This is a genomic window from Altericroceibacterium spongiae (genome assembly GCF_003610805.1).
Taxonomy (GTDB): domain Bacteria; phylum Pseudomonadota; class Alphaproteobacteria; order Sphingomonadales; family Sphingomonadaceae; genus Altericroceibacterium; species Altericroceibacterium spongiae.
Window position 1 is genome coordinate 35,479 of sequence record NZ_RAPF01000013.1, and the last position, 15,072, is coordinate 50,550.

At 57.7% G+C, this 15,072-nt stretch carries 12 protein-coding genes; 3 read left to right on the forward strand and 9 right to left on the reverse strand.

The annotated features are described in order from the left end of the window. Positions 1-25: 25 nt before the first annotated feature. The 5 genes from D6851_RS16100 to cyoA are packed head-to-tail and all read right to left on the reverse strand — an operon-like array spanning position 26 to position 5,001. Positions 26-784, reverse strand: coding sequence for an SURF1 family protein (locus tag D6851_RS16100; protein ID WP_238474165.1), 759 nt, complete (start codon positions 782-784; stop codon positions 26-28). After that, entirely contained in the window at positions 781-1,131 is a 351-nt protein-coding gene (gene cyoD, locus D6851_RS16105; RefSeq protein WP_120325934.1) for a cytochrome o ubiquinol oxidase subunit IV, read from the reverse strand. The genes D6851_RS16100 and cyoD overlap by 4 nt, the downstream gene beginning before the upstream one ends. Further along, entirely contained in the window at positions 1,128-1,757 is a 630-nt protein-coding gene (cyoC, locus tag D6851_RS16110; RefSeq protein WP_120325935.1) for a cytochrome o ubiquinol oxidase subunit III, read from the reverse strand. Before cyoC ends, cyoD begins: the two co-directional genes overlap by 4 nt. 6 nt (positions 1,758-1,763) lie before the next feature. Further along, positions 1,764-3,773 (reverse strand): cytochrome o ubiquinol oxidase subunit I, encoded by a 2,010-nt coding sequence (gene cyoB / locus D6851_RS16115; RefSeq protein ID WP_183030146.1) that lies wholly within the window; start codon positions 3,771-3,773, stop codon positions 1,764-1,766. Positions 3,774-3,786: 13 nt separating this feature from the next. Further along, entirely contained in the window at positions 3,787-5,001 is a 1,215-nt protein-coding gene (gene cyoA, locus D6851_RS16120; RefSeq protein WP_120325936.1) for a ubiquinol oxidase subunit II, read from the reverse strand. 194 nt (positions 5,002-5,195) lie between these two features. Between cyoA and D6851_RS16125 the strand changes: the two genes are divergently transcribed. Further along, the gene (locus tag D6851_RS16125) at positions 5,196-6,506 is read left to right on the forward strand and encodes an MFS transporter (protein WP_120325937.1); all 1,311 of its coding nucleotides are present in this window, start codon (positions 5,196-5,198) and stop codon (positions 6,504-6,506) included. Positions 6,507-6,588: 82 nt separating this feature from the next. Here the strand turns inward: D6851_RS16125 and D6851_RS16130 are convergent, their stop codons facing one another. After that, entirely contained in the window at positions 6,589-8,139 is a 1,551-nt protein-coding gene (locus tag D6851_RS16130) for an alkaline phosphatase D family protein (RefSeq protein ID WP_183030147.1), read from the reverse strand. 120 nt (positions 8,140-8,259) lie between these two features. Here D6851_RS16130 and D6851_RS16135 point away from each other — a divergent pair, with 120 nt between their 5' ends. Next, entirely contained in the window at positions 8,260-9,564 is a 1,305-nt protein-coding gene (locus tag D6851_RS16135; protein WP_120325939.1) for a sensor histidine kinase, read from the forward strand. Between the two features lie 2 nt (positions 9,565-9,566). On the opposite strand, the gene D6851_RS16140 is transcribed toward D6851_RS16135, so the two are convergent. From D6851_RS16140 to D6851_RS16150, 3 genes are all read right to left on the reverse strand, one after another. Next, positions 9,567-10,862, reverse strand: a complete 1,296-nt coding sequence (locus D6851_RS16140; RefSeq protein ID WP_120325940.1) for a spinster family MFS transporter — start codon at positions 10,860-10,862, stop codon at positions 9,567-9,569. Position 10,863: 1 nt separating this feature from the next. Then, on the reverse strand, positions 10,864-11,733 hold the full coding sequence (locus D6851_RS16145) for an alpha/beta fold hydrolase (RefSeq protein ID WP_120325941.1): 870 nt from the start codon (positions 11,731-11,733) through the stop codon (positions 10,864-10,866). 88 nt (positions 11,734-11,821) lie between these two features. Further along, complete coding sequence (locus D6851_RS16150) at positions 11,822-14,224, reverse strand: TonB-dependent receptor (protein ID WP_120325958.1); 2,403 nt, start codon at positions 14,222-14,224, stop codon at positions 11,822-11,824. A gap of 93 nt (positions 14,225-14,317) precedes the next feature. Here D6851_RS16150 and D6851_RS16155 point away from each other — a divergent pair, with 93 nt between their 5' ends. Continuing rightward, positions 14,318-14,968 (forward strand): TetR/AcrR family transcriptional regulator, encoded by a 651-nt coding sequence (locus D6851_RS16155; RefSeq protein ID WP_420797114.1) that lies wholly within the window; start codon positions 14,318-14,320, stop codon positions 14,966-14,968. Positions 14,969-15,072: the final 104 nt, after the last annotated feature.

Below are 15,072 nucleotides of genomic sequence, written 5' to 3' on the forward strand. Positions count from 1 at the left end.
CCCTGCCGACTCCTGTTCGCTTAATTCATCTATCATTCTCGTCAGTGCCTCGCCCGCTACGGAGCTTTCCGCGCCAGAACGCCCATGCCGCCCATAGCGACATAGCCATCAGCCCGAACCAGGTTAGGGCATAGACAAGATGATTGTCCGGAAATTGAATGACAGTCAAACCTCCGACGGGTGCTCCCGGTGCATTTGCGCTGTCATCCGTATCGATAAAATAGGGCGCAACGGGTTTTCCTGTGTCACCCCAACCACGTGCGCTGGCGATTGCCGCAATGTCACGTGAATACCAGCGATCATTCATCGGATCGTTGCTGCGCAGGAAGCCGCCTTTGGGTTCGGAAATACGCAACAGGCCCTGAATCTGGACATGGCCCCTGGGCGGCGCGGAATAATCGTCGCGAGCATCTTGCGGGACAAAGCCGCGATTAACGGCTACGATATAGTGGCCTGTGTCGAGAGGTGTGATGACCCAGTAGCCTGCGCCCAGATCGCTGACGGCACGGGTCAGAACATCGGCATTGGGAAGGTAATGCCCGTTGACCTTAACATGACGGTAAACGGCATTTTTCTCTGTGACGTCGGGCCATTCGGCCGGGCCCGGTGCTGATACCGCCGGTGCATGAACCCGGCTTTCAACAGCATGGATGAGATTATGTTTCCATTCGCGGCGCTGAATTTGCCAGATGCACAGCGCTGCAAATATGGCCGCAAAAAGCAAAGCCAGACCCGCCAGCAGCACAGACGATCTTGCGCTGCGCTGCTGGCGATCATGGGTCACGGGAGCTGACGCACGTCTTGCGGTGCGGGCATCATATTGGTGTTCAGATGATGCATGACCCACAGCGAGCCGGCCATCATGATGCCCACAATAATCAAGGTGAAGATGAGCGATGTGAGCGTCCAGCCACCATCAGTCTTGGGGCTCATATGGAGGAAGTACACCATATGAACGATCATCTGCACAGCTGCGAAAGCCATGATGATGATGGCAGTCGTGGGCGCATCGAACGGACGATTCATGACCAGCCAGAACGGAATGGCTGTCAGAATGACCGACAGCACAAAACCGATGACATAATCACGCATCGAGCCATGCGGTTCGGATTGATCGTGGTGAGCGCTCATCGCAGCATCCCCATCAGGTAAACAAAGGTGAAGACGCCGATCCAGATGACGTCGAGGAAGTGCCAGAACAGGCTGAGGCACATCAGGCGGCGCTTATTGGCCTGAATAAGACCTTTGCGAGCGACCTGAACCATCAGTGTGACCAGCCAGACGGTGCCGAACGTTACGTGCAGGCCATGCGTGCCGACCAGGGTGAAGAATGCCGACAGGAAGGCAGAACGCTGTGGTGTCGCACCGATATGGATCAGATGGCTGAATTCATACAGTTCGATCGACAGGAAGGCGAGGCCGAACAGACCGGTAATCGCAAGCCAGAGCTGTGTCTGCCCCACCGAGCCACGCTGCGTGGAAAGCATCGCGAAGCCATAAGTGATCGAAGAAAACAGCAGCATGGCTGTATTGAGTGCCACCAGCGGCAATTCGAACAGGTCCTGCGGTCCCGGACCGGCAGCATAATTGGTTCCCAGCACTGCGTAGCAGGCAAACAGGATTGCAAAGATGAGACAGTCGCTCATCAGATAGATCCAGAAACCCAGCATGGTGCTGTGGCCTTCGGGATGGTCATGCTCGTGCAGGTCGTAGAAATCGCCTGCCGCGTTCCCTTCGGGAAGTGTTGTTGTGCTCATATCTCGTCAGGCTCCGGCTGCAGCCAGTTGCTGCGTGCGCTCGGCTTCTGTTGCCTCCACTTCCTCAACAGGAATGTGATAATCGCGCTTGTAGTTGAATGTATGGGCGATGGCAGTGACAATCAGTGCGGCGAAACCGCCGATGGCCAGCCACCAGATATGCCATACCAGAGCGAAACCCATCACCAGACTGATACCGGCCAGAATGATGCCTGCCCCAGTGTTGCTTGGCATATGGATTGGGCGGAAACCTTCGGTCGGACGGGCAACATGGCGGTGCTTGATCTCGTACCATGCGTCCAGCGAATGAATCTTCGGCGTGAAAGCGAAGTTGTAATCCGGCGGCGGCGATGAGGTCGCCCATTCCAGAGTACGGCCGTTCCACGGATCGCCCGTTTCGTCTTTCAGCTCCTCACGCTTCCAGATGGAAACCGCGAACTGGATCAGCATGGCCCCGATACCGGCGGCAATAACGACCGCACCCAGCCCGGCAATGATGAACCAGATATGGAGGCTGGGATCATCGAAGACGCGCATACGACGGGTGACGCCCATCAGGCCGAGTACGTAAAGCGGCATAAAGGCGAGATAGAAACCCGGCAACCAGCACCAGAAGGATACTTTCCCCCAGAATTCGTTGAGTTTGAAGCCGAAGGCTTTGGGCCACCAGTAATTGATCGCGGCAAACGAACCGAACAGCACACCGCCAATGATCACATTGTGGAAGTGAGCGATCAGGAACAGCGAATTGTGCAATACGAAGTCTGCCGGGGGAACTGCCAGCATCACACCGGTCATGCCGCCGATCGTAAATGTCACCATAAAGGCAACCGTCCACATCATCGGCAGATCGAACCGGATACGACCGCGATACATGGTGAAGAGCCAGTTGAACAGTTTGGCCCCTGTCGGGATCGAAATCACCATGGTGGTGATGCCGAAGAAGCTGTTCACGCTTGCGCCTGATCCCATCGTGAAGAAGTGGTGCAACCACACAAGATAGGACAGGATGGTGATGCAGACCGTGGCATAGACCATTGAGGTATAACCGAAGAGCCGCTTGCCCGAGAAGGTCGCGGTGATTTCGGAAAACACGCCGAACAGCGGCAGAATGAGAATGTAAACCTCAGGGTGGCCCCAGATCCAGATCAGATTCACATACATCATGGCGTTGCCGCCAAAATCATTGGTGAAGAAATCCGTATGGGCGTAGCGGTCGAGGCCCAGCAGGACCAGAACGGCTGTCAGCACCGGGAAGGATGCCACGATCAGAATGTTGGCGCAGAGCGACGTCCAGGTGAAGACGGGCATCTTCATGAGGCCCATGCCCGGTGCGCGCATTTTCAGAATGGTACAGATCAGGTTGATCCCGGATAAGGTCGTACCGACACCAGCAATCTGTAAGGACCAGATATAATAATCCACCCCGACATTCGGGCTATAGGCTATGCCGGAAAGCGGCGGATAGGCGAGCCAGCCCGTCTGCGCGAATTCTCCGATAAACAGCGATGCCATGACCAGAATCGCACCGGATGTGGTCATCCAGAAGCTGAAATTGTTGAGGAAAGGGAATGACACGTCGCGTGCGCCGATCTGCAGCGGCACGATATAGTTCATGAAACCGGTAATGAACGGCATCGCCACGAAGAAGATCATGATCACGCCATGGGCGGTAAATACCTGATCGTAGTGATGAGCGGGCAGATAGCCTTCTGACCCGTTAAAGGCGAGTGCCTGCTGGAGACGCATCATGATAGCATCGGCAAAGCCGCGCAGGAACATGATCAGGCCGAGGATCATATACATGATCCCGATCTTCTTATGGTCTACCGTGGTGAACCATTCGTTCCAGAGATAGCCCCAGAGACGGAACTTGGTCAGCAAAGCCACAACAGCGATGCCGCCGATGGCGACGGCGCAGAAGGTGGCTACGAGAATCGGCTCGTGCAACGGCAGGGCGTCGAGAGACAGCCTGCCGAAGATCGGACTATAGGGAGGGGCGCTTTGAGGAGCCATAGTTCAGGGCCTGTCAGGGATTGGAGCGAGTAGGCGCAGATACAGTCTCTGCCGCAGCAGAAAGAAGCGCATCGGAAGAGGATGACGGAGCGATACCGGTCTTACGGGGAAGGCCGAGGCCGTTCAGGCGATCGAGTGCCACGGGTGCATCGCCGGGCCGGGCCCCGGGCATATTCGCTTTTTCGGGAGCGAGGCAGACGGAGATGGGTTTGCTCCAGTCGGCCGGAGCACCGGTGCCGCGGGCGGCGGTCTTGTCATAGACCAAATCGTCGGTCTTCTGGAGGCCGGCAAGCCCCATACCGCCGCGATCGTCGATGGCCATTTGCTGATGCATGCACATCTTGCCCGGTTCGACGCACATATTCACGATTGCATCGAACAGTTCCGGATCGGCCGAAGCATAGAGGTGAACCGGTTCCTTCTCGCTCGGCTTTTCGAGTTCGAGATAGGTCTTGCGATCCAGCGTTTCGCCCGAGGCTTTCGCTTTGGCAACCCAGTTGGTAAATTCATCATCGGTCAGCGATTTGGCAGCAAACCGCATGTCGGAGAAACCATGGCCGCTGTAATTGGCCGAGAAGCCGACGAAATCGCCCGGCTTGTTGAAGACCGCATTCAGCTTGGTTTCCATTCCCGGCATGGAATAGATCTGGCCTGCCATGGCGGGAATATAGAAGCTGTTCATTACCGAAGCACCGGTAATACGGAAGCTGACCGGGCGGTCCATCGGCGCGGCGAATTCGTTGACCGTCGCAATACCCTGTTCGGGATAGATGAAGAGCCATTTCCAGTCGAGCGCCACGACCTGCACTTCCAGCGGCTTTTCATCCTGGCTTACCGCCACACCCGGTTCGGTCCGCGCCAGCGGCCTGTAGGGGTCGAGCAGATGTGTCCCGACCCAGGTCAATGCACCAAGACAAATGATGATGAGCAGCGGTGCTGCCCAGATCACCAGTTCGAGCTGGGTCGAGTGATCCCAATCCGGCTCATACCGGGCTTCCTTATTGTCCGCCCGATATTTCCAAGCGAAAAACAGCGTCAGCGCAATCACCGGAATAATGATGATGAGCATCAGCAGCGTGGAGATGATGACCAGGTCACCCTGTTGCTGGGCAACGTCACCGGCAGGATCGAGCACGACAAGGTCGCTGCAGCCACCGAGCAGAACGGGTGCGATCGCTGCCAGACTCAGGCCGGAGAGTCTCGGGAGGGAAAGAAGATATTGGCGCATGGTGCGCCGCCTAGTCTGACCCCCGATTCTCGCCCATAGGACATTTTGTCCAATCCCCTTGTGCGAGATCAATGACAAAGGAGGGGCGCAATCGCTTGGCGCCCTATTGGGTGCCCGACTCACGCGTCTGCTTTTTGCATTGATGATATGCTAAAGAGCGTTCGCAACGATCAGATTAGAGTGTGCCGCTTATTATGACGACAACCACTTTCGAGCAGGACGCCCGCAATCTCCATGCTGATGGCCATAAGGTCGAGCCGGGAGAAATTGCTGTCGGTGTGATTATCGGCCGGACGTCGGAATTTTTCGACTTCTTCGTCTTTGCCATCGCATCCGTACTGGTGTTCCCGCAGCATATCTTTCCTTATGTCGATGCACTGACCGGCACGCTTTACAGTTTTGCGATTTTTGCGCTGGCCTTTATCGCCCGGCCTTTCGGCACGCTGATTTTCGGGGCGATAGACCACCGATACGGGCGCGGAGCCAAGCTGACTACGGCGTTGTTCCTGCTCGGTGGCTCCACTGCAGCCATCGCTTTCCTTCCCGGTTATAACGATATTGGCCATCTGGCCGTCACTCTGCTGGCGATTTTCCGTATCGGTCAGGGTCTGGCGCTCGGCGGTTCATGGGATGGCCTCGCTTCGCTTCTGGCGATGAACGCACCTGAAAAGCATAAGGGCTGGTGGGCGATGGTGCCGCAGCTCGGCGCGCCGCTGGGCCTGATCGTGGCCAGTCTGCTCTTCATGTTTCTGGTGGCGACTCTTCCGGCGGCCGATTTCCTTGACTGGGGCTGGCGTTATCCGTTCTTCGTGGCTTTTGCGATCAATGTCGTGGCGCTTTTTGCCCGTCTGCGTATCGTGGTCACCGAAGAGTATGAGGAGCTGTTCGAGCAACGGGAACTGCAACCCGCTTCGGCTGCCGAAACGATTTCCACGAGCTGGTACGGCATAGTCGCCGGGGCGTTCGCTCCGCTGGCAAGTTTTGCTCTGTTCCACATGGTCACCGTATTCCCGCTGAGCTGGGTGTTCCTTTATACGCGTGAAACGCCTTCCGAATTTTTGCTGATCGAAGCGGTGGCGGCAGCTATCGGTCTGATCGCGGTGGTAATTTCCGGTTCACTGGCCGATCGTATCGGTCGCCGGACCCTGTTGGGCTGGTGCGCAGTCGCTATCGGTATTTTTGCGGTGCTGGCGCCTTTGCTTCTGAGTGGCGGCCAGTTCGGTGAAGCGATCTATATGCTGGGTGGTTTCGCCATTCTCGGCCTGTCTTTCGGGCAATGCTCTGGCGCGCTTTCGACGATTTTCCCGCCACGTTTGCGCTATACGGCTTCCGCACTGACATCCGACCTGGCATGGCTGTTCGGAGCTGGTTTCGCACCTTTCGTGGCCTTGTGGATTTCAAGCAAATTCGGCCTCGCGGCCAGCGGTGCCTATCTGTTCTCAGGCGCCGTTGTCACGCTGCTGGCGCTCTGGTTCAATCGCGGACTGGCCCAGCGGATTGAATAAGCCGCGCACCTAAAAGACCCGAAAAGGGCCCGGCAAGCTTCTCGCCTGCCGGGCCCTTTTCATTTCCCTTCAGATAAGCCGGTCAGGCGAAACCCAGAGCACCATTTTCGTAAGTCAGTGCTTTCAAGGTTGTCACGGGGCTGGCCGGATCCGTGTAATTTTCCACTGCCCGCAATTGCGTCGCTATATGCGAGGGGGAAACATCGCACAGAGCATAGCCGTTCTGGCGATTATCGAAGAAATAGCGTTTGTTGAGGCCGTTATAATAGCCGGTCTCCCGATCATACCGATCCTGCCCGCCCCCGCTTGAAGAAATGGCTCCGCAGACCAGTTCGCTGGCCACTGGCTCTCCGGCAAGATTTTGAACTGCACTGCCCATAAAGGCATGGACATCGCCGCCGATCAGAAAGGGATTGGCCGGGGCGCGGTTCCGGATCAGATCGTAGAGCCTTTCACGTGCGGCAACATATCCGTCCCAGCGGTCGGCACGATAGGTTTGCTGCCCTTCCTGTTCCCAGAAATAGGGTGTCATTTGTGTGGTCTGGACGATCATGTTCCAGCGTGCGTTTGCCATACCGTAGCCTCTGGCAAGCCAGTCTTCCTGTCTCCCGCCCAGCATGGTTCTGGCCACGTCGTCCGCAGGGCAGGACGCCCATGCTTCGTAATTCTCTTCATAAGGGCAGGGATGCGGACTGCGATATTGCCGCGTATCGAGCAGATCGAACTGCACCAGATCGCCGAACACGGCCCGGCGATACAGCGTCATATTGCCCGTTGCCTCAAGCGGGCGGGCATCGCGGCGTAGAGGCATGTTTTCGTAATAGGCGCGATAGGCGGCTATGCGGCGCCTGTGCATGGCCGGGCCATGCATGGTGGGCGAAGTGTCGCCGGCATAATCGTTGATCGTTTCGTGATCGTCCCAGATCATCATCCACGGTGCTGCCTGATGGGCCGCCTGAAGATGGGGATCGGTCTTTGTCATGGCATAGTAAGCGCGGTAATCCGCAAGGCTGACCGCTTCTGGAACTGGCATTTTGCGAACCCCGTCGCTGCCTGCATGTTCGTAAATATAGTCGCCGACGTGAATGATGAGATCGGGCCGCTGTTCGGCCATATCACGATAGGCGGCATAATGGCCCCGCGTATAATTCTGGCAAGCGCAGACGGCGAAACGCATCCGGTCCAGCGCAGCGCCATAGGCCGGCGCTGTACGGGTACGCCCGGTTGCACTTGTGGCGCCTAGTGCATGGAAGCGGTAATAATAATCTTTACCTGGAGCCAGACCCTGCGGTTCGGCATGAACCGAATGGCCCCATTCGGGCGTCGCGACTGCACGCCCGTGACCGCTAATCCGCTGAAAATCAGGATCTTCGGCTATTTCCCATTGCACCTCCACCGGCCATGGCAGAGGGCGGAATATGTCGGGTGCTATCCGTGTCCAGAGAACCACGCTATCCGGCAGAGGGTCACCCGATGCCACACCCAGCTTGAAGGGATAGTCCGAGCCTTGAGCCGAGGCGGCATAAGGCAACAGGGTGCTGCCTAATATCCCTCCGGCGGAAAGGCCGAAGAAGTGGCGGCGACTGACAGTGGACATAGGCGTTTCCTCTTCGGATCGCGTGATATTGGACATGCGGCTCCCTTGCAGCAGAAATATGAAAGGATCGGGACGCATTGCCGCGATTGCTTTCTATGGTCGTTTCCCAATAGAAAGAGTGCATAAAAGGGAGACGATGGCCTTAAAGGCAGGATTATGAAGCAGGCCCGATGGACTTTTTTCGGAACGCACCGTCTTGCCGTGCTGGCACTGCTGCTCCTGCTGGGCGTGGCGGCTGTTCAGTTCGTGGCGAGTATCCTGTTCTATGATGCGATAGACCGGCAGACGATCCGCAGCGATCATGCCAGAAGAGTAGCCGAGCTGCTGGTGGTGAGCGACCGGCTCTATCAGATGGATCCGGCCGCGACCGTCAAGACCACAACCACGCTTCACCTCAGGACAAGTGTGACAGATGGCCCGCTGACTCCACGCAGCGGACATGATCGCGATGTCACTGAAATTGCTCGCCAGATAGTCGAATGGGAGCCTGCTCTTGGCCAGCGGAAGCTGTTCTTCGACGCCGTACAGCGCAATGGTGGCGGACAGGATCTGGTCGGCTCCATGCAATTGCGTGACGGGAAATGGCTGAATTTTCGCTCACCGGATATTTCCTCGGGCTGGCCGGTGGCTTTCCGGGCTACGATGATGACGCTGATTATCACGCTTATTTCGATCATGGCGGCGATGGTGGTTCTCGATCGGCTGACGCGGCCCTTGCGGCGTTTGCGCGAAGCGATCGATGCGTTCGAACAGGGGCAGGCGGTGGAAGCGGAGGAGGGCGGACCGAAGGATTTGCGCGAGCTGGCTCGTTCCTTCAATTCGATGCAGGCGCGGATTTCCGGTCTGCAAAGCGATCAGGCAAAATCGTGGGAAGCGATCAGCCATGATTTGCGCACACCGCTCAGCCGGTTGCAAATGGCATCGGGCTTCGTGGAAGAGAACGATATTGCAAAGATTGTGCGTTCGAGTGCCGGGGAAATGGAGGCCCTGCTGAATTCACTCCAGTCATTCCTCCGCGCGCAACATCTGACGAGTGAAAAAGAAGAGGTGGAATTAAATGCGCTGATCCGCAGTCTTCCGGGTTTCGATGAAGCGCATATGGAAGTGCAGGGTCCCGATCCGGCGCGGACTGAAACCTATCGTGAGCCCCTGATTCTGGCACTTAATCCCCTGCTCGAAAATGCCTGGCAAAATGGCGATCACGCCACAATTGCGATTACCCGGCAGGAGGGGGAAGGCTGGATTATAACGATTAGCGACGATGGTCCCGGCCTGCCGCCCGATTGTTTCGAGAAGGTGCTGGATCCGTTCTTCCGGGTCGATGAAGCCAGGGCACGCAATACGCCCGGCTTCGGGCTGGGCATCCCCACGGCGCATCGTCTGCTGGAGCGTTTCGGCGGTTCACTCCGTTTTGCCAATGGTACGAATGGCGGACTGGTTGTGACCGTTCGGGTCCCGTAACTCTAACCATCGGTGCGGATCTCTTCCACCCAGTCGCGGCGCAGGAAAGGTCCGGCCAATCCGGTCAGCATCGCGGCAAAGGCATAGAGAATCAGCGAATACAACATCGAATAGCGCAACGCTTCAGTGCCATAGATCGGGGTGAGGGCGGTGGATAAGGCACCCAGTGCATAGATCCCGCCACCGATACCTATCAGATTGTTAATCAAGAGAAACATGGCCGATGCAATGGAGCGTGCGGGTGGCGGAACGAGGTGTTGCACGGCGGTGAGGACAGGGCCGAGCCAGACATAAGCCATGGCCTGCGGAATCAGGAAAAGCGCGAAGGCAACCCATACATTCGAACTGTAGATACCGCCGGAAAAAAGCGGTACGCCGATGAAGAAGGCGGAGGCGGGTACCCAGGCATAAAACGCCTTGTCGCGTGAGCCGAGGCGGTCTGCCACCCAGCCTCCGGCAAGCATGCCGGCGACGCCACCGAGCAGCATGATGGCGCCGATAAAATGCGATGTTTGCATCAGATCGAGCCCGAAACTGCGTTGCAGCAGACTGGGTAGCCAGAAGGCCAGACCATAGCCGAGCATGGAACTGGACGCTGCCCCGAAAGCGAGCAGCCAGAAAGACGGCTTGCGTGACAGAAGTCGTGCTATTTCAAGGAATTGCGGACTATCATTCTGGTCGCTTCGGGTGGGGCGGGGCCGGTCCCGGACGATCAGCTTGAAGGGAATGGCGATCAGCAAACCGGCCAGACCGACAGTGAAAAAGGCGGTGCGCCAGTCGATCTGGCTCGCTATATAACCTCCGGCCAGAACCCCGATGGTCGAGCCCAGCGGAATGCCCAGCGAATAAACGGAAAGCGCGAAAGCGCGCCGTTTCGGCGGGAAGTAATCGCCGATCACGGCATAGCTCGGGGCGACGCCGCCTGCTTCCCCTACACCGACGCCCAAGCGGCACAGAAAGATGCCAGTAAAGGACTGAACAGAGCCACAAAGCGCCGTAAAGCCGCTCCATATGCCCAGCGATATGGTGATGACCCAGCTTCGGCTCGTCCGGTCGGCAAGCCAGGCGAGCGGCACACCGAGTGTGGAATACAGCACCGCAAAAGCCACGCCGCCGAGCAACCCCATTTGTGCATCGCTCAACCCGAGATCAGCCTGAATAGGCGCTGCCAGAATGGCGAGGATTTGCCGGTCGACGAAATTGAAAATATAGACCAGCAACAGCATCGCCAGCACCAGATTGGGCCGGGCGACAAACGGGGCGACGGAATCACCTGCGGAAGAAGGCGCATCGGCCATCTCAGTTCATCCGCTCGGCCAGAAACGGTAAAATCGCATCGAGCGCCGCTGTCTCGTCGAGGATCGGCGCATGGCCGGTATCGGGCACTTCGACACTGGCGATCGGGCCTGAATGGCGCCGTTTCATTTCACGCACCGTATCTGCTGACAGCAGATCGGAAATGCCACCGCGAATAATCAGTGTGGGAATGGCCTGAAGCTGGTCCCAGAGCGACCACAGATCGGGCGGTACCGTGTCGGGCTCGGCGCCGCTCATGCTTTCGGCAATTGCCGGGTCGTAGGCAAAGTCGATTGTTCCGTCGGAATTTTCCGCGCAGGTGCGCTTTGCGAAGGCTATCCAGTCTTTATGCGTATAATGGGGAAAGGCCTGCGCATTGCTCGCCGCGATCCGCCGGGCGGCATCGTCCCAGTCCGTCATCGGGCCGCCGGGGCTGACATAGCCCTGTATCCGGGCGATGCCGCTGTCTTCGAGCACCGGACCGATGTCGTTCAGCACAATGCATTGTACCCTTTCGGGCTGCATCGCTCCCATGACCATGGCCATCAGTCCGCCCATCGATGTGCCGATCATGCCGGCCCGTGCAATATCGAGCCCGTCGAGCAGAGCGAACATATCCTGCACATAGATATCGGGACGATAATTGCCGGCTTCGGAATCGTAATCCGAAAGACCCCGCCCGCGCTGATCGGGTACGATCAGGCGGTAGGCCCCCTGCAAATGATCGGCCAGCGGTACGAAATCCGCACTGTTGCGCGTCAGGCCGTGCATCAGCAACAGAGCGGGCGCATCCTCGCTATCCGCCGGATAGTCGCGCGCGACGAGGTTCAGCCGGTCATCGGCTGAACGATAGCGGTGAAGGCGATAGGACATGGTCAGAACTCCGGGAGAGAAGGCGTGGCGACACGAAGGGTGGAGTATAATGCCGCTGCCAAGCTATGGCCCTGCAGCGGCTGTGCAATCAGAATTTCACCGTGGCGGTTACAAAGACCTGCCGAGGATTCCCGTAAAAAGCCGTCAGCGTGCCTTCCGTGCCGAGTGTCGGGATGAGATTGCCCGAGCCATCGGTGAGAATCTCCCCGGTTACCGGATCGGCGCCTATGAACGTATAGCCCGACGTCTTGTAGCGTTTATCGGTCAGGTTTTTGCCGTGAATGCCGAGGCTCCAGCGATCGTCGGGGGCCGTATAGACAATACTGGCGTCGAGCAGCGCGTAGCCATCCTGATCGATATAGGGATTGGGAATTTCGAATTGATAGGTTTTGGAACGATAAGACACTGTCGAGCCCAGAGATAATGAGCCCGCCCCCAGCGGAGTGGTGTAATTGAGTGTGCCGCTGGCGGTCCATTCGGGTGTGTTCTGTACCTTGCGATTATCGGCCACATCCACCGGGCCTTCTCCCGCGATCTGGGTGATATATTCCTTATATTTGGCATCAATATAGCCGACCGACCCCATCAGGCGCAGCTCATCGCCCAGGCTTGCGAAATCGCGAGCGAGCCGGGCATTGGTTTCGAATTCGAAACCCTGAAAACGCGCTTTGCCGGCATTGGTGATGACTCCGCAAAAGGTCGCCACGCCATTCACCGTGCAGCCGGATGAACCGGGGATCTGCACATCCTTATAATCCATCCGGAAAGCCGCCAGCGCCACATAAAGCGCGCCGTTCATCAGGCTGCCTTTGTAACCGAGTTCATAGGAATCAACGGTTTCCGGTTTAAAGCTCAGAAATTCGGTGATCTCGCTTTCATCTACCGTGCCGTTCTCATCGAGATCGGGGGCGTTCACGCCCACACCGCGCGGATCGAAGCCGCCGCCTTTAAATCCCTGACTATAGCTTGCATAAATATTGTGATCGCGACTGGGTTTGAAGCTGAGCGATGCGCGCGGGGTGAATTTGGTGAATTTCTCGCTGCCGGAAAAATCCGTGCTGGGTGTACCGAAAGGGGTGCCGGCTCCACCGAAGACCGGCGATCCGCCACCGAGATAGTTCTGGCGCAGAATATCCGCGCTGCGCTTATCCCATGTATAGCGCCCGCCCAGAGACAGGCTCAGCCGCTCGGTAAAATCATAGGTGAAGTCCCCGAAGACGGCGAAAGTCTTGGTATCGACATCGGCCTGTGTGAAAGCGGTCAGCCCGTCAAGCGTGGTGAAAAGCCGCACATCGAATTGCGTATCGGCCGAGGCATCGAGATAATAAGCGCCCAGAAGCCCTGAGAGCGGCCCGCCATCATCCCATAAGAGCTGTACCTCCTGGCTGAATTGCTCATTACGATAATAGGCCGGCACATCGACATCGACGGCGGACAGCGCATCGAAATCGATCGGTGAGGCGCTGTCATCCTTGCGCCAGGCGGTAATCGAGCGCAGCGTCAGCGCATCGCTCAGTTCGAAAGTGGCATTGGCCGAAAGCCCATAGGCTTCCACCTCCTGTGTCGGATCGTTCAGTCCGCCACGCGTATCGTAAACATCGTCAAGCACCGGCGCGCCCGAGACCCTGCCCGGAATGATCCGGTGTCCGCCGCGGCTGTTGGAATTGTCCTTGGTATAATCGCCAGACAGGCGCACCAGCACCGGCCCGCCTTTTTCGCCGAACTCCAATGTGCCGCGGGCCGCCCAGATATCCTTATTGTAATTGTCTTCACCCGTGGTGAGATTGGTACCGAAGCCGCCGCGTGACAGCCGGGCGCCCGCCGCGCCGACCCGCACTGCATCGGAAAGCGGCGTCGAAACGGTCACCACTGCATCGGCCTGATCGTAAGACCCGTAAGTACCGCGGACTTTCAACGCGAATTCGTCCGGCAGGGGTTTGGTGACATATTTTACCGCCCCGCCGATCGTGTTGCGACCATAGAGTGTCCCCTGCGGCCCGCGCAAAACCTCGACCCGCTCGACATCGTAAATATCGAGGACGGCGGCCTGAGGGCGGTTGAGATAGACATCGTCGAGATAGATGCCCACGCCCTGTTCGAAACCCGAAACAGGGTCCTGCTGCCCGATCCCGCGAATAAAGGCGGAGAGGGTGGAGTTGGTTCCGCGTGAAGGCTCCAGCGTCACATTGGGTGTGGTCTGGGCGATTTCGGTGATGTCGCCGGCGCCGCTTCTGGCCAGTTGCTCCCCGCTATAGGTGGTGACGGCGACCGGCACATCGACAAGCCGTTCCTCCCGCCGCCGTGCGGTCACGAGAATTTCCCCGCCATTCTGCGCCGCCACGGCATTTGCGGTGGCTTGCGCGGTTCTTTCGGGTGGTCTGTCTGCCTGATCGTCCTGCGCCGCTGCCGGGCTGGTGACCAGTATCGTTCCGCTCAATGCACTGCCGATCAGCCACGCATGGCGGCTTGCGGCAAAAATATGCGCCTTCATCATCCTGAACTCCCACGAACTCTTATTTTATACGTGGCAGTGTATTGAATGTTGAACCATGTTTCAACTTGTTATGTTTGCCAAGGCCGGACCATGGGAGTAGCGAAGAACGCGATGGACAGTGAAACCGGGCGCCCGCAGACAGAATATGGCAAGACGCCGCGTACCGAGCGGGGGCGCAGAACCTTGCGCAAATTGCTCGATGCGGCAGCGCTGGAATTTGGTGAGCACGGCTTTCACGAAGCCTCGATCACCGGGATCACGCGGCGTGCGGGCACGGCGCTGGGCAGTTTTTATACATATTTCGATTCGAAGGATGAAATCTTCCGCGCGCTGGTGCGCGATCTGAGCGGCGGTGTGCGCGATGCAGTGAAGGAAACCCACGATCCTGACGCAGCGTCACTGGAGCAGGAACGGCAGGCGCTGACCTCTTTCCTGCGTTTCGCGCGGGAGCATAAGGAGATTTACCGGATTATCGACGAAGCCGAATTCGTCGATCCGGCCAGCTTTCGGGCGCATTATGAAAATACCGCGAGCCGTATGTTCGCCCGGTTGAAAGAAGGCGCCGACAAGGGCGAATTGCGCGAGGATCTAAGCGAAGCGCATGCCTGGGCAATTATGGGCATGAATGTCTTTCTCGGCCTGCGCTATGCGGTCTGGTCGGATGACCGGAAAGCCATGGATATTGCCGAAGTCGCCAGCAGCATTTTGCGTGAGGGGATCGCGGCGACGGGGCGTGATTAGTGTCGTGAGTGTAAATTTTAAGATCAAATTCTCATCAATCTCATGGTAATTACATAAATCCACGCTATTCTTCGCACTTGCGAGCATTGCTGCTGCGTCGCAGC

What these genes read in the sequence shown, in the direction of transcription:
- cyoB (WP_183030146.1), bottom strand. Translation starts at nt 3,773, where the DNA reads ATGGCTCCTCAAAGCGCCCCTCCCTATAGTCCGATCTTCGGCAGGCTG.
- cyoD (WP_120325934.1), bottom strand. Translation starts at nt 1,131, where the DNA reads ATGAGCGCTCACCACGATCAATCCGAACCGCATGGCTCGATGCGTGAT.
- D6851_RS16125 (WP_120325937.1), top strand. Translation starts at nt 5,196, where the DNA reads ATGACGACAACCACTTTCGAGCAGGACGCCCGCAATCTCCATGCTGAT.
- D6851_RS16135 (WP_120325939.1), top strand. Translation starts at nt 8,260, where the DNA reads ATGAAGCAGGCCCGATGGACTTTTTTCGGAACGCACCGTCTTGCCGTG.
- D6851_RS16155 (WP_420797114.1), top strand. Translation starts at nt 14,318, where the DNA reads ATGGGAGTAGCGAAGAACGCGATGGACAGTGAAACCGGGCGCCCGCAG.
- D6851_RS16150 (WP_120325958.1), bottom strand. Translation starts at nt 14,224, where the DNA reads ATGAAGGCGCATATTTTTGCCGCAAGCCGCCATGCGTGGCTGATCGGC.
- D6851_RS16145 (WP_120325941.1), bottom strand. Translation starts at nt 11,733, where the DNA reads ATGTCCTATCGCCTTCACCGCTATCGTTCAGCCGATGACCGGCTGAAC.
- cyoA (WP_120325936.1), bottom strand. Translation starts at nt 5,001, where the DNA reads ATGCGCCAATATCTTCTTTCCCTCCCGAGACTCTCCGGCCTGAGTCTG.
- cyoC (WP_120325935.1), bottom strand. Translation starts at nt 1,757, where the DNA reads ATGAGCACAACAACACTTCCCGAAGGGAACGCGGCAGGCGATTTCTAC.
- D6851_RS16130 (WP_183030147.1), bottom strand. Translation starts at nt 8,139, where the DNA reads ATGTCCAATATCACGCGATCCGAAGAGGAAACGCCTATGTCCACTGTC.
- D6851_RS16140 (WP_120325940.1), bottom strand. Translation starts at nt 10,862, where the DNA reads ATGGCCGATGCGCCTTCTTCCGCAGGTGATTCCGTCGCCCCGTTTGTC.